At 60.7% G+C, this 21393-nt stretch carries 23 protein-coding genes; 14 read left to right on the top strand and 9 right to left on the bottom strand.

Going from position 1 to position 21393, the window contains the following annotated elements; translation table 11 throughout:
- The first annotated feature begins 3 nt into the window (after positions 1-3).
- From DUT91_RS09460 to DUT91_RS09475, 4 genes are all read left to right on the top strand, one after another.
- Positions 4-1167, top strand: coding sequence for an acyl-CoA dehydrogenase family protein (locus DUT91_RS09460; protein ID WP_114440103.1), 1164 nt, complete (start codon positions 4-6; stop codon positions 1165-1167).
- The gene (locus DUT91_RS09465) at positions 1164-3242 is read left to right on the top strand and encodes an acetate--CoA ligase family protein (RefSeq protein ID WP_114440104.1); all 2079 of its coding nucleotides are present in this window, start codon (positions 1164-1166) and stop codon (positions 3240-3242) included. Before DUT91_RS09460 ends, DUT91_RS09465 begins: the two co-directional genes overlap by 4 nt.
- Positions 3239-4021, top strand: a complete 783-nt coding sequence (locus DUT91_RS09470; protein ID WP_114440105.1) for a carnitinyl-CoA dehydratase — start codon at positions 3239-3241, stop codon at positions 4019-4021. Before DUT91_RS09465 ends, DUT91_RS09470 begins: the two co-directional genes overlap by 4 nt.
- A 190-nt stretch (positions 4022-4211) precedes the next feature.
- Positions 4212-4964 (top strand): alpha/beta hydrolase, encoded by a 753-nt coding sequence (locus DUT91_RS09475; RefSeq protein ID WP_342634447.1) that lies wholly within the window; start codon positions 4212-4214, stop codon positions 4962-4964.
- A gap of 226 nt (positions 4965-5190) precedes the next feature.
- Here DUT91_RS09475 and DUT91_RS09480 read toward each other — a convergent pair whose 3' ends face one another.
- The 4 genes from DUT91_RS09480 to DUT91_RS09495 form a co-directional block, all read right to left on the bottom strand.
- Positions 5191-6018, bottom strand: a complete 828-nt coding sequence (locus tag DUT91_RS09480; RefSeq protein ID WP_114440106.1) for an ABC transporter permease — start codon at positions 6016-6018, stop codon at positions 5191-5193.
- A 13-nt stretch (positions 6019-6031) separates the two neighbouring features.
- Entirely contained in the window at positions 6032-6742 is a 711-nt protein-coding gene (locus DUT91_RS09485; RefSeq protein WP_114440205.1) for an ABC transporter permease, read from the bottom strand.
- A 118-nt stretch (positions 6743-6860) separates the two neighbouring features.
- The gene (locus DUT91_RS09490) at positions 6861-7640 is read right to left on the bottom strand and encodes a transporter substrate-binding domain-containing protein (RefSeq protein ID WP_114440206.1); all 780 of its coding nucleotides are present in this window, start codon (positions 7638-7640) and stop codon (positions 6861-6863) included.
- A gap of 48 nt (positions 7641-7688) precedes the next feature.
- Positions 7689-8513, bottom strand: coding sequence for an ABC transporter ATP-binding protein (locus DUT91_RS09495; protein ID WP_245419650.1), 825 nt, complete (start codon positions 8511-8513; stop codon positions 7689-7691).
- A gap of 174 nt (positions 8514-8687) precedes the next feature.
- Between DUT91_RS09495 and DUT91_RS09500 the strand changes: the two genes are divergently transcribed.
- From DUT91_RS09500 to DUT91_RS09515, 4 genes are read left to right on the top strand one after another with little or no spacing between them, the layout of a single operon-like run.
- Positions 8688-9560: a dimethylarginine dimethylaminohydrolase family protein gene (locus tag DUT91_RS09500; RefSeq protein ID WP_114440107.1), complete on the top strand. Its 873-nt coding sequence runs from the start codon at positions 8688-8690 to the stop codon at positions 9558-9560.
- A complete protein-coding gene (locus DUT91_RS09505) occupies positions 9557-10213 on the top strand; it encodes a TetR/AcrR family transcriptional regulator (protein WP_114440108.1) in 657 nt (218 codons plus the stop codon). Before DUT91_RS09500 ends, DUT91_RS09505 begins: the two co-directional genes overlap by 4 nt.
- Positions 10213-11400, top strand: coding sequence for a pyridoxal phosphate-dependent aminotransferase (locus tag DUT91_RS09510; protein ID WP_114440109.1), 1188 nt, complete (start codon positions 10213-10215; stop codon positions 11398-11400). The genes DUT91_RS09505 and DUT91_RS09510 overlap by 1 nt, the downstream gene beginning before the upstream one ends.
- Positions 11397-12986, top strand: a complete 1590-nt coding sequence (locus DUT91_RS09515) for a 5-guanidino-2-oxopentanoate decarboxylase (RefSeq protein ID WP_114440110.1) — start codon at positions 11397-11399, stop codon at positions 12984-12986. Before DUT91_RS09510 ends, DUT91_RS09515 begins: the two co-directional genes overlap by 4 nt.
- A gap of 21 nt (positions 12987-13007) precedes the next feature.
- On the opposite strand, the gene DUT91_RS09520 is transcribed toward DUT91_RS09515, so the two are convergent.
- Positions 13008-14432 carry an aldehyde dehydrogenase family protein gene (locus DUT91_RS09520; RefSeq protein ID WP_114440111.1) on the bottom strand — a complete coding sequence of 475 codons (1425 nt, stop codon included), beginning with the start codon at positions 14430-14432 and terminating at the stop codon, positions 13008-13010.
- A 126-nt stretch (positions 14433-14558) separates the two neighbouring features.
- Between DUT91_RS09520 and DUT91_RS09525 the strand changes: the two genes are divergently transcribed.
- Both DUT91_RS09525 and DUT91_RS09530 read left to right on the top strand, forming a co-directional pair.
- Positions 14559-15020, top strand: coding sequence for an Rrf2 family transcriptional regulator (locus DUT91_RS09525; protein ID WP_114440112.1), 462 nt, complete (start codon positions 14559-14561; stop codon positions 15018-15020).
- Entirely contained in the window at positions 15010-15894 is an 885-nt protein-coding gene (locus DUT91_RS09530; RefSeq protein WP_114440113.1) for an NAD(P)/FAD-dependent oxidoreductase, read from the top strand. The genes DUT91_RS09525 and DUT91_RS09530 overlap by 11 nt, the downstream gene beginning before the upstream one ends.
- Positions 15895-15908: 14 nt before the next feature.
- Here DUT91_RS09530 and DUT91_RS09535 read toward each other — a convergent pair whose 3' ends face one another.
- Positions 15909-17003 (bottom strand): LacI family DNA-binding transcriptional regulator, encoded by a 1095-nt coding sequence (locus DUT91_RS09535; protein ID WP_114440114.1) that lies wholly within the window; start codon positions 17001-17003, stop codon positions 15909-15911.
- 165 nt (positions 17004-17168) lie between these two features.
- On the opposite strand from DUT91_RS09535, the gene DUT91_RS09540 reads away from it, so the two are divergent.
- Complete coding sequence (locus tag DUT91_RS09540) at positions 17169-17432, top strand: YjiS-like domain-containing protein (protein ID WP_147272169.1); 264 nt, start codon at positions 17169-17171, stop codon at positions 17430-17432.
- 27 nt (positions 17433-17459) lie between these two features.
- Here the strand turns inward: DUT91_RS09540 and DUT91_RS09545 are convergent, their stop codons facing one another.
- The gene (locus tag DUT91_RS09545; protein WP_160113635.1) at positions 17460-17957 is read right to left on the bottom strand and encodes a methyltransferase family protein; all 498 of its coding nucleotides are present in this window, start codon (positions 17955-17957) and stop codon (positions 17460-17462) included.
- Positions 17958-18066: 109 nt separating this feature from the next.
- Between DUT91_RS09545 and DUT91_RS26420 the strand changes: the two genes are divergently transcribed.
- The 3 genes from DUT91_RS26420 (at position 18067) to DUT91_RS09560 (ending at position 19629) form a co-directional block, all read left to right on the top strand.
- Complete coding sequence (locus DUT91_RS26420; RefSeq protein WP_114440117.1) at positions 18067-18291, top strand: hypothetical protein; 225 nt, start codon at positions 18067-18069, stop codon at positions 18289-18291.
- Positions 18292-18358: 67 nt separating this feature from the next.
- Positions 18359-19021 (top strand): MarC family protein, encoded by a 663-nt coding sequence (locus DUT91_RS09555; RefSeq protein WP_200834933.1) that lies wholly within the window; start codon positions 18359-18361, stop codon positions 19019-19021.
- 299 nt (positions 19022-19320) lie between these two features.
- Positions 19321-19629 (top strand): hypothetical protein, encoded by a 309-nt coding sequence (locus DUT91_RS09560; protein ID WP_114440119.1) that lies wholly within the window; start codon positions 19321-19323, stop codon positions 19627-19629.
- A 102-nt stretch (positions 19630-19731) separates the two neighbouring features.
- Here DUT91_RS09560 and DUT91_RS09565 read toward each other — a convergent pair whose 3' ends face one another.
- Together DUT91_RS09565 and DUT91_RS09570 are read right to left on the bottom strand one after the other, a co-directional pair.
- The gene (locus tag DUT91_RS09565; RefSeq protein ID WP_114440120.1) at positions 19732-20907 is read right to left on the bottom strand and encodes a zinc-dependent alcohol dehydrogenase; all 1176 of its coding nucleotides are present in this window, start codon (positions 20905-20907) and stop codon (positions 19732-19734) included.
- On the bottom strand, positions 20904-21308 hold the full coding sequence (locus DUT91_RS09570; protein WP_114440121.1) for an SPW repeat domain-containing protein: 405 nt from the start codon (positions 21306-21308) through the stop codon (positions 20904-20906). The genes DUT91_RS09565 and DUT91_RS09570 overlap by 4 nt, the downstream gene beginning before the upstream one ends.
- Positions 21309-21393: the final 85 nt, after the last annotated feature.

A 21393-nucleotide genomic window follows, 5' to 3' on the forward strand; every position in this document is an offset into this window, starting at 1 on the left:
GCCATGGATTTCGGTCTGAGCGAAGAGCAGAGGCTGATCGTCGAGACAACCAGGGCTTTTGTCGAAAACGAGCTTTATCCGCATGAAGCGGAAGTCGAGCGCACCGGCGTCCTGCGCCCGGAACTTGTGGACGAGATCAAGCAAAAGGCCATTGAATCGGGCCTCTATGCCGCCAATATGCCTGAATCGGTCGGCGGCGCAGGCCTCGATACGGTCACCTGGTTGCTTTACGAAAAGGAGCTCGGCCACGCCAATTACGCGCTCCACTGGACCTGCGTGGGGCGGCCTTCCAACATCCTTCTCGCGGGCACGGATGCCCAAAAGGAAAAATACCTCTATCCCTGCATTCGCGGCGAGAAATCCGATTGTCTCGCCATGACCGAGCCCAGCGCGGGTTCCGACCTGCGCGGCATGAAGGCGACCGCCGTGGAAAAAGGCGGCGACTGGATCGTCAACGGCACCAAGCACTTCATCAGCCATGCGATGGAGGCCGATTTCGTCATTCTTTTCGTGGCCTCCGGCGAGGAGGACACCCCGCGCGGCAAAAAGAAGAAGATCACCGCCTTCTTCGTAGACAAGGGTCATCCCGGGATGACGATCCGCGAAGGCTATCGCAACGTCTCGCATCGCGGCTATTCCAACGCCATTATCGAGTTCGACGATTGCCGCTTGCCCCATGACGCCATTCTCGGAGAGGTGCATAAAGGCTTCGAGGTGGCCAATAGCTGGCTCGGCGCGACGCGCCTGCAGGTGGCCGCCACCTGCCTTGGCCGCGCCGAACGCGCGCTTTCCCATGCCATCGAATATGCCGCGCAACGCGAACAGTTCGGCCAAAAGATCGGCAAGTTCCAGGGCGTGTCCTTCAAGCTCGCCGATATGGCAACCGAGTTGAAAGCCGCCGACCTCCTGACATTCGAGGCAGGCTGGAAATTCGACCAGGGTACAGTGACGGATGCCGACATGGCCATGGCCAAGCTCAAGGCAACGGAAGTTCTCGCCTTCGTCGCCGATGAGGCGATCCAGATCCATGGCGGCATGGGCTTGATGGACGATCTGCCGCTCGAGCGCATCTGGCGCGACGCCCGCGTCGAACGCATCTGGGAAGGTACATCCGAGATCCAGCGTCACATCATCTCCCGCGCCCTGCTGCGCTCTCACGGTGCATGATGGCCCATAAGCTTGACCGTCTGCTTCGCCCGAAATCCATCGCCGTCTTTGGCGGCCTGCAAGCCGCCGAAGTCATAAAGCAATCGCAGAAAATGGGGTTTTCAGGTGAAATCTGGCCTGTGCATCCCCGGCATGACGAGGTGTTGGGCCTCAGGGCCTATCGCTCCGTCGCCGACCTGCCCGGCAGCCCTGACGCCGCCTTCGTCGGCGTCAACCGCTTCCTCACTCTCGATATCGTGCGCGAACTGCGCGAAGTAGGCGCGGGCGTCGCCGTCTGCTATGCCTCGGGCTTTCTGGAAGCCGGCGCGGACGATGCGGACGGCGCGAGGCTGCAGGACGAGCTTGTCGAAGCCGCAGGCGACATGCCGATCATCGGGCCGAACTGCTACGGCCTCATCAACTATTGCGACGGCGCGCTGCTCTGGCCTGACCAGCATGGCGGGCGGCGGCTTTCACCTGACGAGAAGGGCGTCGCCATCATCACCCAATCCTCCAACATCGCCATCAACATGACGATGCAGACGCGCGGCCTGCCGATCGCCCATATCATGACGGCGGGCAACCAGGCGCAGACCGGCCTGCCCGACATGGCCATCGCGCTGATCGAGGATGAACGCGTGACGGCGCTAGGCCTCCATATCGAAGCCTTCCAGTCGGCATCCAGTTTCGAGGCGCTGGCGAAACGCGCCCGCGAGCTGCAAAAACCCATCGTCGCCATGAAGGTTGGCCGCTCAGCCCAGGCGCAAGCGGCAACCGTCTCGCACACAGCCTCGCTGGCAGGATCGGACGCCGCATCCGACGCCTTCCTGAAAAGGCTTGGCATCGCCCGCGTCAATTCGATTTCATCCTTCCTTGAAACGCTGAAGCTCCTTCATGTGCATGGACCTCTCGACGGCAATACGCTCTCATCGATGAGCTGTTCCGGCGGCGAGGCGTCCGTCATGGCCGATGCCGCTGAAGGCAGGACCGTCGAATTCCCGCCGCTGACGCCAGAACATCGCGCCCATGTCAAATCGACGCTCGGGCCGCTGGTCGCCGTTGCCAACCCGCTCGACTATCACACCTTCATCTGGAACGATGAGCCGGCGCTGACGCGGACATTCACCGCCATGGTTTCCGGCGGCTTTTCGCTCAACTGCCTCGTCATCGATTTCCCGCGCAGGGATCGTTGTTCGGATGTCGACTGGTGGGCGACGGTGCGTGGCTTCGAAGCCGCGCTGAAGGCTAACAGGGCCAAAGGCGCCATGATCGCCTCGCTGTCGGAGAATATTCCCGAGGATTATATGGCGGATCTGATGGCGCGCGGCATCGCCCCCCTCTGCGGCATCACCGAGGCCTTCGACGCCGCGCAAGCCGCAGCCTTCATCGGCGAGGCGTGGAAAAAGCCGCTTGCCCCGCCTGTTGCCTGCCCAATGGCAAAGATTGATGCAGATCAGCAAACGGTGGACGAAGCGCAGGCGAAATCCCTTCTTCGCCGCCATGGCTTGCCGGTCCCGGCAGGCAGAAGCTGCGTGAATGCCGATGAGGCCGTGGCCGCCGCCGAAAGCCTCGGCTATCCCGTCGCGCTGAAAGCGTTGGGCGTCGCCCATAAATCCGAGATGAATGCCGTGCGACTCGGTCTGGACGATGCTGGAGCGATCCGGTCGGCAGCCGGCGAACTCGTGCATCTCGGTTCCGGCCTCTATGTCGAACGGATGGTCACCGGAACGGTTTGCGAATTGCTGGTCGGCATCGTCGACGACCCGCAATTCGGACCCGTCATGACACTCGGGACAGGCGGCGTTCTCGTGGAACTGTTGCAGGATACCGTAACCGTCCTCCTGCCTTCGAGCCGTGACGACATCGAGGCCGCGTTGCGTTCCCTCCGGATGTTCCCCCTGCTCGACGGCTATCGCGGCAGGCCGAAGGCGGACCTGGAGGCAGCACTGGACGCCATTCATGCGATCGCCGCCTTCGCCGTGGCGCATGCCGGGCGGATTTCGGAACTCGATATCAACCCGCTACTTGTCTGCGGCGAGGGAAAAGGCGCATGGATTGCCGATGCCCTGCTCGTCACCAAAGGAGAGCTGAAATGAGCGACGTGATCAGGACGCGCCGCGAAGGCGGTATTCTCGAAGTCACGCTGGACCGGCCGAAGGCCAATGCCATCGACCTGAAGACCAGCCGGCTGATGGGCGAAACCTTCCAGGCATTCCGCGACGATCCCGATCTGCGCGTCGCCATCGTTCAGACGGCGGGCGACAAGTTCTTCTGCGCCGGATGGGACTTGAAGGCCGCGGCAGGCGGCGATGCGGTCGATGGCGATTACGGCGTGGGCGGCTTCGGCGGATTGCAGGAGCTGCGCGACCTCAACAAGCCGGTCATCGCCGCTGTCAATGGCATGGCCGTCGGCGGCGGGTTCGAACTGGCGCTTTCCTGCGACCTGATTTACGCCTCCGATCATTCCACCTTCGCCCTGCCGGAAATCCGCGCGGGAACGCTGGCCGATGCCGCGACGGTCAAGCTGCCGAAGCGCATCCCCTATCATGTCGCCATGGACCTGCTTTTTACGGGCCGCTGGATGGATGCCGCCGAGGCGCATCGCTGGGGTCTCGTCAACGAAATCCTGCCGAAGGACAGGCTCATGGACCGCGTCTGGGAGATCGCCCGCCTGCTCGAAAGCGGCCCGCCACTGGTATTCGCCGCCATCAAGGAGGTCGCGCGGGAAGCGGAGAACATGAATTTCCAGCAGGCCATGAACATGATCACCAAGCGCAAATTCCGCACCGTCGATATTCTCTATGCATCCGAAGACGGTCAGGAAGGCTTCAAGGCCTTCGCTGAGAAGCGCGATCCCGTGTGGAAAGGTAGATGAGCACCGACTATGTCAGTTTGATCGACGGGGAAACATGGGCGTTTATCGAGCGCACCCACAGTTTCTATCCACCTGACACGGTGAACCTCACGGTTGAGCAGCAGCGCGAAATCTATGACCGCATGGCCCAGGCGTTTCACGCAGGCAAGCCCGCCAGCATCGTCTCCGTCGATACGTTATCGAAGCCCGCATGCATCGCATTCCGATCAGGGTCTATGTCAAGAAAGCCATCGAGCCGGATGCCATTTGCCTCTATTTCCATGGCGGCGGTTTTGTCGTCGGCGGGCTCCACAGCCATGACGATGTCTGCGCCGAACTGTGCGAGGCGACCGGCTTTCGCATTATCTCTGTCGATTACCGGCTCGCCCCGGAGCATCCGCATCCCGCTTCATTCGAGGATTGCCTTGCTGTCTTCCACCATATCGCTGCGGCGTCGCATCTACCGATCGTGCTCAGCGGCGATAGCGCCGGCGGCAATCTTGCCGCTTCCGTCACGCATCATACACGCTGCGGCGAACGCGCGCCCGTCGGTCAGGTTCTGATCTATCCGGGATTGGGCGGCAGGATGGATGAGGGCTCCTACCTCGCGCATGGGCAAGCGCCCATGCTCACGACCGGCGATGTGCAATATTATGCGCAAATCAGGAGCGGCGGCCGTGACTGGTCGAACGATCCCCGCTTCGCGCCGCTTTCCGATCCTGATTTTTCCAACCTCCCCGCCACCATCGTCATATCCGCCGAATGCGACCCGCTTTCCGATGACGGGCGGCACTATTGCGACCGGATCGTCGCCGCGGGCGGCAAAGCCTTGTGGAGAAACGAGCAGGGCCTCGTCCATGGCTATCTCCGCGCACGCCACAGCGTCGAACGTGCAGGCGCAAGCTTCCGCCGCATTTGCGAGGCGGTTCAGGCGCTTGGGCTGAACGGCTGGCCTGTTTTCTAGAACGGTTTTGATGGAATCGCGAGGCGCCCCCCTCTGCCCTGCCGGGCATCTCCCCCGCAAGGGGGGAGATTGGCCTTCACGGCTGTCCAGCCAATCGCCAGCGTCGCAGAATAGTGAACCGTCATGAGAACAGCCAATCTCCCCCCTTGCGGGGGAGATGTCCGGCAGGGCAGAGGGGGGCGCTGTCCCGCCAGCGTTTCTATTTAAAAATGAACCGCTCTGATCTTCACCCCAGCTTCGACGGGATCAACCTCTCCAGCCGGCGGAACAGGAAAACAATGACGCCGGTGATGACGAGATAGAAGGCGGCGAGCAGCAGCAGTGGCTCATAGGTGATGAACATATCCTGCCGCACGCGTGACGCCACCGCGTAGAGATCGATCACGGTGATCGTCGCGACAAGCGGCGTCGCCTTCAATTGCAGCACCGCCTCGCCCGCCAGTGTCGGCAAGGCCCGATGGATCGCCTGCGGCAGCCATATCCGCCGCAAAATCGTAAAGCGCCGCATGCCGAAGGCACGTGCCGCCTCCAATTGCCCTTTCGGCACGCCGGCAAACGCCCCACGCATCACCTCACCCTCGTACCCGGCATAGGACAGCGTCAGGGCCAGCACTGCATAAGGCCAGGCTTGGCGCAGATAGGGCCACAGTTCCGATTCGCGTATCCAGGGATATTGCGGGAACAGCGAGCCGAGCCCGTAATAGAGCAGCCAGAGCTGCAACAGCAGCGGCGTGCCACGAATGATTGTGCAAAAGGCGCGCGCCGGCACTGCGACAATGGCAGGCCCCGCCGCCTGCGCCAGTCCGAGCGGCACCGCCAGCAGGAAACCGAGGACGCACGTCACCGCGAGGATCCAGATCGTGCGCCACAGGCCCTGCGCGATCAGGCCGTAATAGTTGGGCAGCCAGTCCCATCTGAGAAAGAAGATCGAGGCGGCAACCAGCCCGAGCCCGATCAGCGCCAGCACGATGCGATGTGGCGCGAGACGGCGAGCCTCCGTGTCTCCATTCTGCTTGGGCGCGATGCGAAAGGTTTGAACCGCCGTCTCGGTCATCCTCATATCTCCCTCAGGCCTCCCTGATCGACGGCATGCCGCGGCGCGCCCATATTTCCACCCTGCCGATGATCGCATTGGAAGAGAGAGTGACCAGCAGATAGAGTACTCCAGCCGCCATGTAGAACAGGAAATAGGCCTTGGTCGCGCCCGCCGCCTGCCGGGTTTCAAGCGTCAATTCGCTGAAGCCGACAACGGCGAGCAAGGCCGTGTCCTTGGTCGCGATCAGCCAGAGATTGGCGAGCCCCGGCAATGCATGGGGCAGCATGGCGGGCAGGATGATGCGCCGCATCATCACGCCGGGTGACATGCCATAGGCGCGCGCAGCCTCGATTTCGCCCTGCGGGATCGCCTTTATCGCGCCGCGCAACACTTCGGTTCCGTAGGCGCCCTGCACGAAGCCGAGCACGACGATACCCGCCACCAGACCGCTGATATTGACGGGCGCATAGCCCATGGCCTCCAGAACGCGATTGATCAGGTCGGTCCCCGCATAATAGAGCAGCAGGATCAGCACGAGTTCGGGAACAGCGCGCACGATGGTGGTGTAGATCGCCAGGATATCGCGAATGACCGGCCCGCCATAGAGCTTGCCATACGCGCCCAATGTGCCGATCAGCAGCCCAAGACCGAACGCGCCAAATGCGATCTGCAGCGAATTCGCCAGCCCACGCAGCAGATTGCCGCCCCAGCCCGGCGGTACCGGCGAAAGAAGCTCGAACATACCGGAGATGGCGGCGGGAAAAATCGATGCGTCGGCCAAGCCGTTCTCGCTTTACGGGTTATGAATGGACGCCAGATGATGAAATGCCGGAGGAAGCGTGTCGCTCCTCCGGCTCATCTCAGCCGCCATAGATATCGAAGGTGAAATACTTCTTCGATATCTCGTCATATTTTCCGTTTGCACGGATGTCCTTGATGGCGGCGTTGATCTTTTCCCTTAACTGGTCTTCTCCCTTGCGCATGCCCACGCCGACGCCTGGTCCGAGGACTTCGATATCATCGGCCACCGTGCCCTTGATCTCGCAACATTTCCCCGCATCGGTCGCAGCGAAGGTTTCCAGCGCCAGCGAATCCGCCTGCGTCGCATCGATGCGCCCGGCAGCCAGATCCTGATTAGCCTCGTCCTGGGTCTGGTATTCCTTGATTTCGGCGGCCGTGTCCGCGAAATGCTTCTTGGCATAGACCTGATGAATCGTCGAAACCTGCACGCCGAGCACCTTGCCCTTCATGCCCTCCGGCGTCGCATCCATCTTCACGTCCTTGGAGCCGAGGATGACCGTCGGCGTGTTGTAATACTTGTCGGAAAAATCGATCGTCTTCTTGCGTTCGTCGGTTATCGACATGGAGGCCGTGATGATGTCGATCTTCTTGGTCGTGAGCGCCGGAATGATGCCGTCCCAGGCAACCGGCGTGATAACGCAATCGAGCTTCGCCTGTTCGCAGATCGCCATGGCGATCTCGACTTCCCAGCCATTCCATTTGCCCGATGCATCCGGCGAGGCGAATGGCGGATAGGGTTCGGCGGCGATACCGACCTTGATCGTTTCGGCGCTTGCGGTTCCCATTCCAGCCATGATCAGCGTAACGGCGGTTACGGCCGTTTTCAGAAAAGCCTTCATTTTCATCTCCATTTTTCCTTCGTTCCCCGGGATTTTCTCCCCGTTTTTTCAAGAAACACTGCGAATAAACTGCTTCAAACGTTCGGATTTCGGCGATCCGAACACTGTTTCCGGCCGCCCCTCTTCCTCGACGACGCCGTTGTGCAGATACATCACATGGCTCGCCACTTCGCGGGCGAACTTCATCTCGTGGGTGACGAGCAGCATCGTGCGCCCCTCTTTCGCGAGATCGGCGATCACCTTCAGAACCTCGCCCACGAGTTCCGGATCGAGCGCCGACGTCGGTTCATCGAACAGCATGACACGCGGCTGGATGGCGAGCGCCCGCGCGATGGCGCCCCGCTGCTGCTGGCCGCCGGAGAGATAGGCAGGATAGACATCGCGTTTTTCGGAAAGCCCAACCCGCTCAAGCAGTTGCTCGCCAATCGCGATCGCCTCGTCGCGCTTTACGCCGAGAACATGAATGGGCACTTCGATGACGTTCTGGATCAGCGTCATATGCTGCCAGAGATTGAAATTCTGGAAGACCATGCCAAGGCGGCTGCGGATGCGCTCGATCTGGCGACGGTCGGCCGGATATTGCCCGCCATGGCCATCGCTGATCATCCGCACATCCTCGCCATTGATGCGGATGACGCCACTGGTCGGATTTTCTAGGAAATTGATGCATCTGAGAAAGGTGGACTTCCCCGACCCGCTGCCGCCGATCAGCGCAACCACATCACCGTCTCGCGCGGTCAGCGAAACACCCTTGAGAACTTCGAGCTCGCCGAAACATTTGTGCAGGTCCCGGACATGGATGGCTTCGGCCTGCTCGCTCGTCACCGGATGGAGAGGATCCGCCGAAACGGCTGTGGCCAAAGGCGCAGTCATTCCATGCCATCCATATATCGTGGTTCCGCACGATTGCTCATCAAATCACTCGATCCGCCTCTTTTCTCACCATGGGTCTGAACTGCCCAAATTAGGCTCATCACACCACTTGCGCTGTAATTATGCAAGCGTATAAATACTCCCAGTGTAAATTTTTCAAGCGAGCGCAAAAGCATGACCGCATTCGGTTCACAATCGATGGCCCTCCCCCTCAAACGCGTCATCATGCGCCTGCCGGACCGCGTCATGGCGGGGGCGGAGCCCGATATCTGGCACTATGGCCCCCAGTTCAATCCGCAGAAAGCGTCGCAGCAACATAGCGTCTTTGCCGATCTCGTTGCGCGCTCCGGTGCGGAGATCACCTGGATTCGCGACGGGAATGATGGTCTCGCCGATTCGATATTCACCCATGATCCGTCCCTGGTCACCAATAAGGGAGCGATCCTCCTGCGCATGGGCAAGCGCTTGCGCGAGGAGGAGCCTGAACTGCATCACGAAACCTACAGACAGATGGATGTTCCAATCCTCGGCCGCATCGAAGCGCCGGGAACGGTCGAAGGCGGCGATTGCGTCTGGGTAGATGACAAGACCCTGGCGGTGGGGCGCGGCGTGCGCACCAACCAGACCGGAATCGAACAACTGGCTGCGATCCTGGAGCCGCTCGGCGTCACGGTCCTTGGTTTCGACCTGCCGCTCTGGCATGGCGAAGACGCCTGCCTGCATCTCATGTCGATTATTTCCCCCCTGGCGGAAAAGCTGGCGCTGGTCCACATGCCCCTCCTCCCCGCCGCCTTCTATCAATTGTTGAAGGAACGGGGCATTCGCCTGGTTGCGGCGCCGGAAGACGAATTCGCCGCCAGCAACGGGCTCAATTTGAATGTACTGCCCACCAGCCCCTATGAAATCATTGCCGTTGCCGGTTTCGAGGGAACGAAGGCCGCCATGGAGGCCGCGGGATGCAAGGTCTCGACTTTTGAGGCGGATGCGTTGTGCATAGCCTGCGAGGGCGGCCCGACCTGCCTGACGCGGCCGGTCTGGCGGCAATGACGGAACAGATCGCCACGCGCAAGAGCTTCCGCCGCGAGGGCGAGGACAAGCGGCGCGAGGACCTGATCGCGGCGACGCTGGAATGCGTTGCCGAACGAGGGCTCGTGGGTGCGACCGTGCGCGAGATCGCCCTGCGCGCCGACGTAACCCCCGGTCTGATCCGCTATTATTTTCCCACCAAGGATGATCTGATCGGCGCTGCCTACCGGACCGTCATGGACCGCATGACGGTTCAGGCAAGCGCGGCCCTGGAAAACGCACCCGACGATGCGCGTGCGCGGCTTTCCGCGTTCGTGACCGCCAATCTCGGCGCGCCCATCATGGACCCACGCAACCTCTCGCTTTGGGCAGGTTTCATCGCGCTCGTCCATGCCGACCCGGCCATGGCTACTGTGCATCGCGAGGGCTATCTCGGCTTTCGCGACGAACTCGAGATCCTCATTCGCCAGGCATTGCTCGCCGCCGGCAGGCCTGCTGAACCGCACCACACCCGCCGCCATGCCATCGCGATCAATGCGATCATCGATGGTCTATGGCTGGAAGGCTGCCTCGCGGCCGATGAGTTCGCCAAAGGTGAGTTGGCGGAAACGGGCGTTTCGGCTATCGAGGCGGTTCTGGGAATTTCTCTGCAATCAGAAGGAGGCGCAGCATAATGCGCTATGCATCCGTTACCGACCGCCTGGCCGGGTTGGGATCAGATAAATGGGCCGTCCACCTGCGTGCGCGCGAGATGCGGCGGGCTGGGGCCGAAATCATCGAGCTGACGATCGGCGAACCCGATATCCCCACGCCCTCCGACATGATCGATGTCGCCGACAAGGCGATGCGTACCGGGCGGACCGGCTATTCGAATGGGCGCGGCGAGCCCGGCGTTCTCGCCGCCCTTGCCGCCAAATACAGCGAGCGGACCGGCAGGCCGATCACCGCCGACAACATCATGTGCTTTCCCGGAACGCAGACGGCATTGTCCATGGTCATGCTCGGGCTTGCCGAAGACGGCGATGAAATCATCACCGGAGATCCGCTCTACGCCACCTATGACGGCGTTATCCGCGCCACGGGAGCCACCCGTGTTTCCGTGCCGCTGCATCCGGAAAAGGGCTTCCGCATGCAGGCCGCCGATCTGGAAAAGATCATCACGCCGAAAGCGAAAGTGCTGCTTCTCAACACGCCGCACAATCCGACCGGCGCCGTGCTCAGCAAGGAAGAACTGGCGGATATCGGCGAAGTCTGCCGGAAGCACGATCTCTGGATCGTTTCCGACGAGGTGTACGAACTCTTGATCTTCGGCGGCACGTTCACGTCGCCGCTCGATCTCCCTGAATTGGCCGACCGTACCATCGCCGTGTCCTCGATCTCCAAATCCCATGCCGCGCCGGGCTTCCGGAGCGGTTGGTGCGTCGGGCCGAAGGAGTTTACCCAGCGTCTGCTGCCGCTCTCGGAATCCATGCTGTTCGGCGTGCAGCCTTTCATCGCCGATATGACAGCCTATGCGCTTGGCCGTCCCTCAGCGGCGGCGGCCACCATGCGCGAGAACTATCTGCGCCGCGCAGAGCGCATTTCCGAACGGCTCGACGGCATCGCGGGCATCCTCAGCAAGGTGCCGCAGGCGGGCATGTTCATTCTTGCCGATATTCGCGCGACAGGCCTGAGCGGCAATGAATTCGCCATGCGTCTCCTGGAGGAAGAGCACGTGGCGGTCATGCCGGGCGAATCCTTCGGAAAGAACCTGTCCGGCTATCTCAGGCTCAGCCTCAGCGTCGCCGACGACAAGATCGATGCGGCCTGCGCCGGCATCGTGCGTCTCGCATCCCGCCTCCAGCCACGGAAATACGGATGACCACGACAGGCGAGGCCCTCGTTCATCTGCTCGAGACCTATGATGTCGACACTGTTTTCGGCATCCCCGGCGTCCACACGATCGAGCTCTATCGCGGTCTCGCCGCCTCGAAGATCCGCCACATAACCCCGCGCCACGAACAGGGCGCGGGCTTCATGGCCGATGGCTATGCCCGCGCCACGGGCAAGCCGGGCGTGGCCTTCGTCATTACCGGACCTGGTATTACAAATACCATCACCGCCATGGGCCAGGCCCGCGCCGATTCCATTCCGATGCTGATCATCTCGGGCGTCAATGAGCGCCACACGCTCGGCAAGGGCATGGGCTTTTTGCATGAACTGCCCGACCAGCGCGCTATGATGCGGACTGTCGCGATGTTTTCGCACCGGATCGAGAATCCCGATGAACTGCCGGGTGTCCTGGCGCAGGCATTCGCCCTCTTCTCGTCCCGCAGGTCGGGGCCTGTCCATATCGAAATCCCGCTCGATGTCATGGCGGAGCCTCTGGCGGATGCACGCCGATTGCCGGATAGCGCGCAATTTCCCCAGGTATCACCGGAAACGCTGGCGGAACTGACCGAACTCTGTCTTACGGCCGAGCGCCCGGTCATACTGATCGGCGGCGGCGCAAAGAATAATGCGACGGAGAGCCTGAAGGATCTCGCGGAGAAGCTCGACGCGCCTGTCGTGGCAACGACCAACGCGCGCGGCATCCTGCACGCACACCCGCTGCTCGTTCCGGCCAGCCCTAGCCTGAAATCTGCCAGGAAACTGTTGTCGGACAGTGATCTCGTGATCGCCATCGGCACCGAGATGGGACCGACCGATTACGATATGTACGGCGATAGCGGCTTTCCCAAATTGCAGCGCCTCGTCCGTATCGATATCGACGCGGATCAACTCGGCCGCCATGCCGCCTTCATGCCGATCCAGGCATCCGCGAATGAGGCCGTGACGGCACTCGCCGCGCGTCTCCCCGAGCGGCGCAACGCCGGCTCGGGCGCGAGGCGTGCCCAGGCAACCCGGGATGCCGCATGGGCGGAAATTGGACCGAGGATCCAAAGCCATGTGCATTTCCTCGATATTTTGCGCGATACGCTGCCCAATTCACTCATTATCGGCGATTCCACCCAGGCGATTTATTCCGGCAATCTCTATTACGATCATGACCGCGCCGGCGGCTGGTTCAACGCCGCCACCGGCTTCGGCGCACTGGGCTTCGGCCCGCCCGCAGCCATCGGCGCCGCTCTCGGCCAACCGCAGACATCGACCATCTGCATCGTCGGAGACGGCGGCTTCCAGTTCGTGCTCGGAGAACTCGGCGCGGCCGTTGATGAAAATGCGCCGGTCATCTTCATCGTCTGGAACAATCGCGGCTATCAGGAGATCGAGCGCGCCATGCGCGACGTCGCCATCGTTCCCGTCGGCGTGCGCCCGACGCCGCCGGATTACCTCAAGATCGCCGAGGCCTACGGCATCCAGGCGCAACGTCTTGCGCATCTCGACGATCTTCCCGCCACCCTCTTGCAGGCAAGGGCGAGCGGCAAGCCATATCTCATTGAAATCGATGAGGAACTGATCGGTTGATGACCATCGGCCAATAATCCGTCACGGCCGGTGAACGGTCTTGACCTCAAGGAAATCCTCAAGCCCGAATTTCCCACCCTCGCGGCCATTGCCCGACTGCTTGTAACCGCCGAACGGGCTGCCATAACGATGCGGGCCGCCATTGATATGCACCATGCCCGCCTTCAGCCTTAACGCCACTCTTTCGGCGCGTTCGGTGTCGCCCGTCTGGACATAGGCTGCGAGCCCGTAAGGCGTGTCATTGGCAATGGCGATCGCCTCCTCCTCCGTATCGAACGGGATCAACGCCAGGACCGGGCCGAAGACCTCCTCCCTGGCGATACGCATGTCGTTGCGGACGTCGGCGAAAACCGTCGGGCGAACGAAATAGCCTGTTTCGAAGCCTTCAGGCTTGCCCGGGCCGCCGACAAGGACGCGAGCACCGTCTTCTATCCCCGCCTCGATCAATTTCTGCACCCGGTCGAACTGGATATGGCTGACGAGCGGGCCGATATGGTCGCCCTCCTCTTCCGGATTGCCGACCCGCGCCCTGCTGCCCGCCTCCTCGACGATCTTGACCACCTTGTCATAGACCGGGCGCTGCACGAGCATACGCGTCGGCGCATCGCAGGACTGACCGCTATTGTTGAAGCATTCGAGCACGCTGCTTGCCACCCGGTCCTCCAGATCGGCATCATCGAAGACGATGTTGGGCGATTTGCCACCAAGCTCCAGCGTCACCCGCTTGACCGTATCGGCGGCGTCCTTGCTGACGGCAATACCGGCGCGGGTTGAGCCGGTAAACGACATCATATCGACGTCCTTGTGCCGCGACAGAGCCGCGCCGACGGTCGAACCATCGCCATTGACCAGATTGAAAGTCCCCCGGGGAAACCCGGCCTCGTCGATCATCTCCGCATAGAGCATTGCGTTGAGCGGCGTGAATTCGCTCGGCTTCAACACACAGGTGCTTCCCGTCGCCAATGCCGGAACCACTTTCAGCGCGATCTGGTTGATCGGCCAGTTCCACGGCGTGATGAGCCCACACACGCCGATCGGCTCGCGCACGACGATATCGCCGTTCGGCAGCTTCTCGCGGGTGGACAAGTTCTTCAGCGCCTCGATAAAACCCTTAAGATGCCCGATGCCGACATCGGCCTGCTGCTGGGTACTCATGGTGATCGGCGCGCCGAGTTCCAGCGTGATGGTCCGCGCCATTTCATCATAGCGCCGCTCATAAATCGCCAGCAGTTTTTCCAACAGCGCCAGCCGCTCCTCCAGGGATGTCCGGCTATAGGTCTCGAACGCCTTCTTCGCTGCCGCCACGGCCCGGTCGATATCCCCAGGCGTTCCCATCGAGATGACGGCAACCGGCTTCTCCGTCGCTGGATTAATCACGTCGAAATCACAAGCCTTCAGAGGAGGAACCCATTTGCCGTCGATATAAAAATCCCGTTTGATGAGCATCCCATTTCCCCTTTATGAATCTCGTTCCGCCATTCTTGCTATCGGCCGGGCAAACGCAAGAGTGCCTGTTCGATGCAGAAGATACGTCTCTTGCATTTCGCTGCATCATGTAATACGTAAAGTTACATGAAACGTGACAGCCGCCTCTCCTCCGTCCTCCACGCACTCCTGCACATGGCCGCCAATGATGGTCCCATGACGTCCGAAGCGCTTGCCCATTGCATGCATACCAATCCCGTCGTCGTCAGGCGCACCATGGCCGGATTGCGCCAGGCAGGGCTGGTCCGCTCCGAAAAGGGGCACAATGGCGGCTGGACAATCGCCTGCGACCTCAACGCGGTGACGCTGCGCGACATCCACGCAGCGCTGGGCGAGCCAGCCGTGTTCGCCATCGGAAATCGCAACGCAGCGCCGGAATGCCTTGTCGAACAGGCCGTCAACGCGGCGCTGGACGATACCTTCCGTGAGGTGGAAACGCTTTTGATGGAGCGGTTCGGCCGCTTGACCCTGGCGCAACTCGCCGAGGATTTCACCGGGCGCCTCGCCGCTCACCACGAGAAAATACGGAGCCAACAAAATGCAGTTTGACGTAATCATCATCGGTGGCAGCTATGCGGGAATGGCGGCGGCATTGCAGCTTGCCCGCGCGCGCTGCAGGATCATGATGATCGACGCGGGCCAGCGCCGCAATCGCTTCGCCGAGCATTCGCATGGCTTCCTCGGCCGTGACGGCCACGCGCCGGACCAGATTGCAGAAGAAGCGAAGCAGCAACTCCTCGCCTATCCCACGGTCACCTGGACCAACGGCAAGGCTCTGGGCGCCGCTCAGGCGGGCGGCGGTTTCCGCATCGAAACGGAAGCCGGGCAGACTTATGAAAGCACGCATTTGATCCTGGCGCTTGGCGTCGAGGATATCTTGCCCGACGTGCCCGGCCTGAAGGAGCGCTGGGGAAAGAGCGTGTTTCACTGCCCTTATTGCCATGGCTATGAGCTCGATGAGGGGAGCATCGGCGTTCTCGCCGTTGGTCCTATATCCATGCATCAGGCCCTGATGCTTCCTGACTGGGGCAAGACGAGCTTTTTCATCAATGACACCTTTACGCCCGACGACGAGCAACTTGCACAGCTTTCCGCCCGCGGCGTCACCGTGGTGTCCGAACCGGTCGCCGAGATTACTGGTCATGCCGACATCCGGCTCGCCAGCGGCAGGGTGATTTCGCTCGCCGGTCTTTTCACCGCCCCCGCCACCCGGCCGACGAGCCCGCTTGCCGAGCAACTGGGCTGCGCGCTCGAAGAGGGTCCGCTTGGACCTTTCATCACCACCAACGCCATGAAGGAAACAACCATCCCCCGAATCTTTGCCTGTGGCGACGCGGCCCGGGCAGCGGGGTCGGTTTCCCTCGCCGTCGGCGATGGCGCCATGGCAGGGGCGGCAACGCACCGCTCGCTCATGTTCGGCTAGCCGAGCCGGCAATCTCAGATCAATCCCGCGCGATATTGGTCTTTTAGCGGTGCGGTCGAGTTGCGAACGACCAGTTCCACATCGATCTTCTCGCGCCAGACCTCGCCGGCGTGGTCAAGGATCGCCCTCACCGCCCTGCGACCGATCTCCGCAATCGGCTGCTGGATCGTGGTGAGCGGCGGGATCGAGGCAGCGCTTTCCGGCACGCCGTCGAAGCCGACGATGGAAACGTCGTCGGGAACCGAGATCCCTTCCTTATTCAGCCAGTCAAGCGCGATAAACGCGATCCGGTCCGACTGCGCCAGAAGCGCCGACGGCGGCAGCGGTGACGAAAAGATCTCCTCCAGCGCCGGATAGACGGTTTCCCGATCAATCCGGGTCTCGTAGATCGGCACCTCCGCGCTATCTATTCCCGCCGCCTCGAGCGCCTGGAAATAGCCTTTCGCCCGATCGCGCGAGGTATTAAAGCTGGTGGTATTCACCTGCTCCATGCCCACGCGCCCCGAAGAGCCACGCTCGACAAAAGGCATGCCGAGAACGGCAAATCGACGATGGCCCAGATCGAGGAGATGTTGGGCGGCCAGGCGCGCGCCGGCCAAATTGTCTATACCCACCGCCGACATGGTTTCATCGCCGCTTCCGAGATCCAGCGCGACGAAAGGCAGTTGCCGTTCGCGCGACGATTGGATCAATTTGTCCGCCCCTTCGAGACAAAACAGGATGAAGCCATCGACGAGCGCGTTCTGCATGTTCCATGCAAGCTCCTCCTCGTTGGCCGCCGAGACCAGCGAGATGCCGGTACCGCTGGCGTCGCATGCTTCCGTGATACCCGACATCAGCACGCGCGCGTAAGGATCCTCGAAGAAATAGCTGAGCGGGAGCACCGTCGCGACGCCGATGGCATTCACCTTGCCGGCGCTAAGCAGGCGTCCCTTCGGGTCGGGTCCGCGGTAGCCCATCGCCTTGGCGAGTTCGAGAACGCGCTCGCGCACCTCCTCCCGCACGATCTCCGGCCGGTTGAAGACATTGGACGCCGTCCCCTTGGACACGCCCGCCGCCTGGGCCAGATCGTGCAGCGTCGGCGCCTTTCCGAAATTGATTTTCGCCATGCCAACCTTGGTCTCATTGCCTAAACACTTGATATAGCATCAATCTTGAACCGGTTCAAATTTTACTTGACGATCGCAGGCAACGATATATAATTGAACCGGTTCAATGACGATAACCCTCACAGCTTGAACCGGTCCAATGTCGCGATCGGATGGAGCATGAAAATGACTGCAATAGAATTAACTGCCAGATTGCGCGAAAAGCGCGTCCGTTACGACGTCTTGGGCACTCTGCTTATGGGATGGCGCGCCATGCGCCGCCACCGTGAGGAGCGCCGGGAACTTGTCGCGCTCTCCCGCCTTGGACCGCATATCATACGCGATATGGGCTTTGATCCGGAAGAGGTCTACATGGCGCTGAACGGCAGTTGGGATGACATCGATCCCGCTAAATTCCAAAGCCATCTGCCGAAGAAGGAGCGCATCTGAACGGAGCCACAGCTCCGCCTCCAGCGATCAGGGCAGCAGCACAAGTACCGGGAGATCGGCTGATTTCCGGATGGCGATGATGGCCTGAACGACAGGGCCGGCCAGCAGGAACAGAAGGGAATCGAAGAAGGTGCGAACCACGAGATGCGGCTGCACCTCGAGCCTGCTGACCGAAGTCCACTGCCGAAGTCGGGGCATGAACCTTGGCACCCTCGCCCTGTAATCGGTATAGCTCGAGCCATGGGCGACAGTCAAAGCCGCCTCCTCATGGCGCACCACAACCGAGAAAACGACAAAAGTCAGTATCCCTACGGTGAGGCCGAACAATACGCTGTCCATCTGCAGTCCCACGCCGACCGCACCCAGAAATGTAAAGAAATAGAGCGGATTGCGTGTGATCGAATACGGACCGTAATCGACGAGATCACGAATTTTGCGACCAGAGATGTAGAGACTGCACCAGGTCCGCCCGAGGATACAGATCGCCAAAAGCACGAAGCTTATCGCTTCGATGGTGAGTTCCACCGGTCCATCATCTGGCCACCGGGACCCGGAGACCAGGCATAACGCAAGTATCCCCACCAACAGAACCGCGAGGACGAGTTTTCGAAGGGACTGGACCCTCTCCAAAGGCATGGCCGCTTTCACGATTCCGCTGTCTCCGTTGCGCCTGTCTTGGGTGCATTGGCAGAGCGGCAAAATTGGGGCATCGGTTCGCGCCGTCGTGTTGGTAATCGCGGCAAGGCGGGATCTGCTTGTCGGTGTCGAGTTCAAGCGGAATATCGACGGTTTCGCTGCGAGTAAGGTCTTCTCTGGAGCTGAAGCCAAGGCGCTACTGCATAATTCGGCAACTTTTTAGGATCATGCTCCTAAGTCTTCAACCAGTCATTACGATCAGGTTGAAAGGACGGCGGGGAGTAGGTGCTTTGAACAACGTCATCGATGCCTTCTTTTTGACCTACGCGGCGCTGTTTCCTATCGTCAATCCGCTTGGGGGAGCGCTGATCTTTCTGAACGTGACGAACAATTGCTCGCAGCTGATGCGCCATAAGCTGGCATGGCGTATCGCCGTCGGCGGCTTCCTGCTGCTCGCCTGCTCGCTTTTCAGCGGATCGTACATCCTGGGGTTTTTCGGCATCAGCCTTCCGGCCGTTCGCGTCGCCGGCGGCTTGGTGATCGCTGTGATGGGCTGGAAAATGCTTAACAGCACCGACGCTCCGGCGGAGGCGGATCCCGGGCGCGCCAGGTCCGAGGAGGGAGCTCTCGACTTGGCTTTCTATCCCCTGACGATGCCGCTTACCTTCGGGCCGGGGACAATCACCACGGCCATCACCATCGGCAGCCAACGGCCCGACCTCCTGACGGATTTCGACGGGGCCGCCATCCATGATATCGCCGTCATCGTCGCGCTTCTGGCGATCTGCGCAACGGTCTATCTCGCCTATCGTTATGCCGACGAACTGAAAAGAGTGCTGGGAAAGAACGGTACGAGCGTACTGGTGCGCCTGTCGGCCTTTATTGTGCTTTGCATCGGAATCCAGATCATCTGGTTCGGCATCGCCGATCTCATTCAATCCCTTCCTCGTTGATATCGGTAATCTCGCAACGCGTCATGATGATTTCCTGCAGATATTTTGTCGGGTGAGGAACAAAGTCTCGGCAAGACCGTTACCGACGCGCCGAAGCGTGGACACCCGACTGCGCCAGGCAATGGCATCCAATGTGCCACATGGCCCGGCGTCCCTGAAGCTCCCCCGCCCAAGTTGCCGGGCCATGATTCATCCGATCGGGACGAGATACAGCGTAGCGGATACGGAACCCTCGAGAAAAGAGCTGCGCGCCATCGCAAGGTTAAGGGAAGAACTGCAGTAGAGGGCAAGCGAAGCCTATGGCCAGAGTGTTTGAGTACATGGTTCTTTTCGTAACGGCCGTACTTGGCACAATGATGCTGGCTGCTATGTGCTATGTCGGACTGATCACTCAATCGGACGCCAAATTCAATTTTCCGATGGATTTTGCCTTGGGCTCCGGCAAGGCGGATCGCGCCGTTCACGGTCTTGATCGTCTTCCCCATTTACGTGTTGTGCTGACGGGGGATAACTCCCCGGCGGATCATAGTCCGTTTAACCGCGGCGCTTATGGCCGACGTGGCGCTGTTGGCGGGGATGACTCCAAGCGCGATGCCGGGAGATGGTGACGTTGGCCAATCAGCAGGTGCCAATCAGAGGTGGCCAATCAGACAGCGGCAAGTCCATGAGGTCTTGCAAGGATCGATATATCGCGCTCCTGGCAAATGGTGTCACGCCGTCAGAACAACCTTGATGCAATTGTCCTTCTTATCGCGGAACGTTTCATAGAGGGCGGGACCGTCGTTTAGTTTCGCCCGATGGGTGATAATGAAGGTAGGATCGATTTCTCCTTCCTCGATACGCCGCAGCAGGTCCAGCGCGTAGCGGTTGACATGAGTCTGGCCCGTTCGAATTGTCAGCCCTTTGTTCATTGCAGCGCCAAAGGGAATTTTATCGAGGAAACCGCCATAGACGCCGGGTACGGAAACGATACCGCCTGGACGGCAGGCCATGATGGCGGTGCGCAGCACATGGGGCCGGTCGGTCCCCAGCAGCGTTGCAGCCTTGACCTTGTCGATTATCGCGTCAAAAGAAGCCGTGGCGTGGGATTCAGCTCCGACGGCATCGATGCATTTGTCCGCGCCATGACCGCCGGTCATTTCCTTGATATGGTCGGGGACCGTCCCGTCGATCTCATCGAAATTGATGATTTCCGCGCCTGCCGACCGGGCGAGCGCCAGGCGTTCCGGAACGTTGTCGATGGCAATGACGCGGGCCGCGCCCTGCATCAGCGCGCTCTTGATGCAGAACTGGCCGACAGGCCCGCATCCCCAGATGGCGACGATATCCGTCGGCTCGATCTCGCAATTCGCCGCCGCCATCCATCCGGTTGGGAAGATATCGCCAAGGAATAGTGCCTGTTCGTCCGACATCCCGTTCGGGATGACGATCGGAGAAACATCCGCATAGGGTACACGCACATATTCCGCCTGCCCCCCGGCATAAGCTCCGGTAAGGTGGGAATAGCCGAACAGGCCCGCGGTTGGATAACCAAATGCCTTGGTGGCATTATCGGCATTGCGGTTGGTGCGCTCACAGACCGACCAGTTGCCCCTAAGGCATTGCTGGCACTCGCCGCAGCAGATGGTGAAAGGGACGACGACGCGATCGCCGACTTTCAGCTTCTTGTTATCCCTGCCGACTTCGACGACTTCACCCATAAATTCATGACCGAGAATGTCGCCCTTTTTCATGAAGGGTATGTAGCCGTCCATCAGATGAATATCTGATCCACAGATCGCGCAGGCAGTCATCTTGATGATGACATCGCGGCCGTCTTCGATCTTGGGATCCGGAACCTCGTCGCAACGGATATCTCCCTTGCCGTGCCAGCACAGTGCCTTCATCGTATATCTCCTTCACGTCGTGATCCCGGGTTCACGTTGTGATTGCCGGGGGCGGCAGTGCCTTCCGCGCGGATCCTCGTGGTTGCGGCCAATAGCAGGGCGAGAACGCCGATGAGGTAAAATGGCCAGCGACTGGCTGCGGGTATCTCCAGGACAAACGGCAAAACAAGCATCCCCGCACCGAAGAGCGCGTCCAGCAAGAGATGAAAGCGGATGCGCAGGAAGCGAACCACACCCAATTCGTAATCGGTCATCAGGCTGTAAAGAAGAACGAACGCTCCAAGCGCGATCGTGATGCCTCGCACATTTCCCTCAAGCGCAAGCAGAAACGGCAGGGCGATGACCAGAACACCGACGACATAATCTGCAATTCCATGGAAGACAGTGGGAATGAAACGCACGCGACCTCCTGCGGTTTGGCGATGTGCAGCGAGGAACGATACCGCAGACAAATTGTTCCCGGCGCCGCCACAAAGGCGGCAGTCT

Source organism: Paramesorhizobium salinisoli (genome assembly GCF_003335045.1).
Taxonomy (GTDB): Bacteria; Pseudomonadota; Alphaproteobacteria; order Rhizobiales; family Rhizobiaceae; genus Paramesorhizobium; species Paramesorhizobium salinisoli.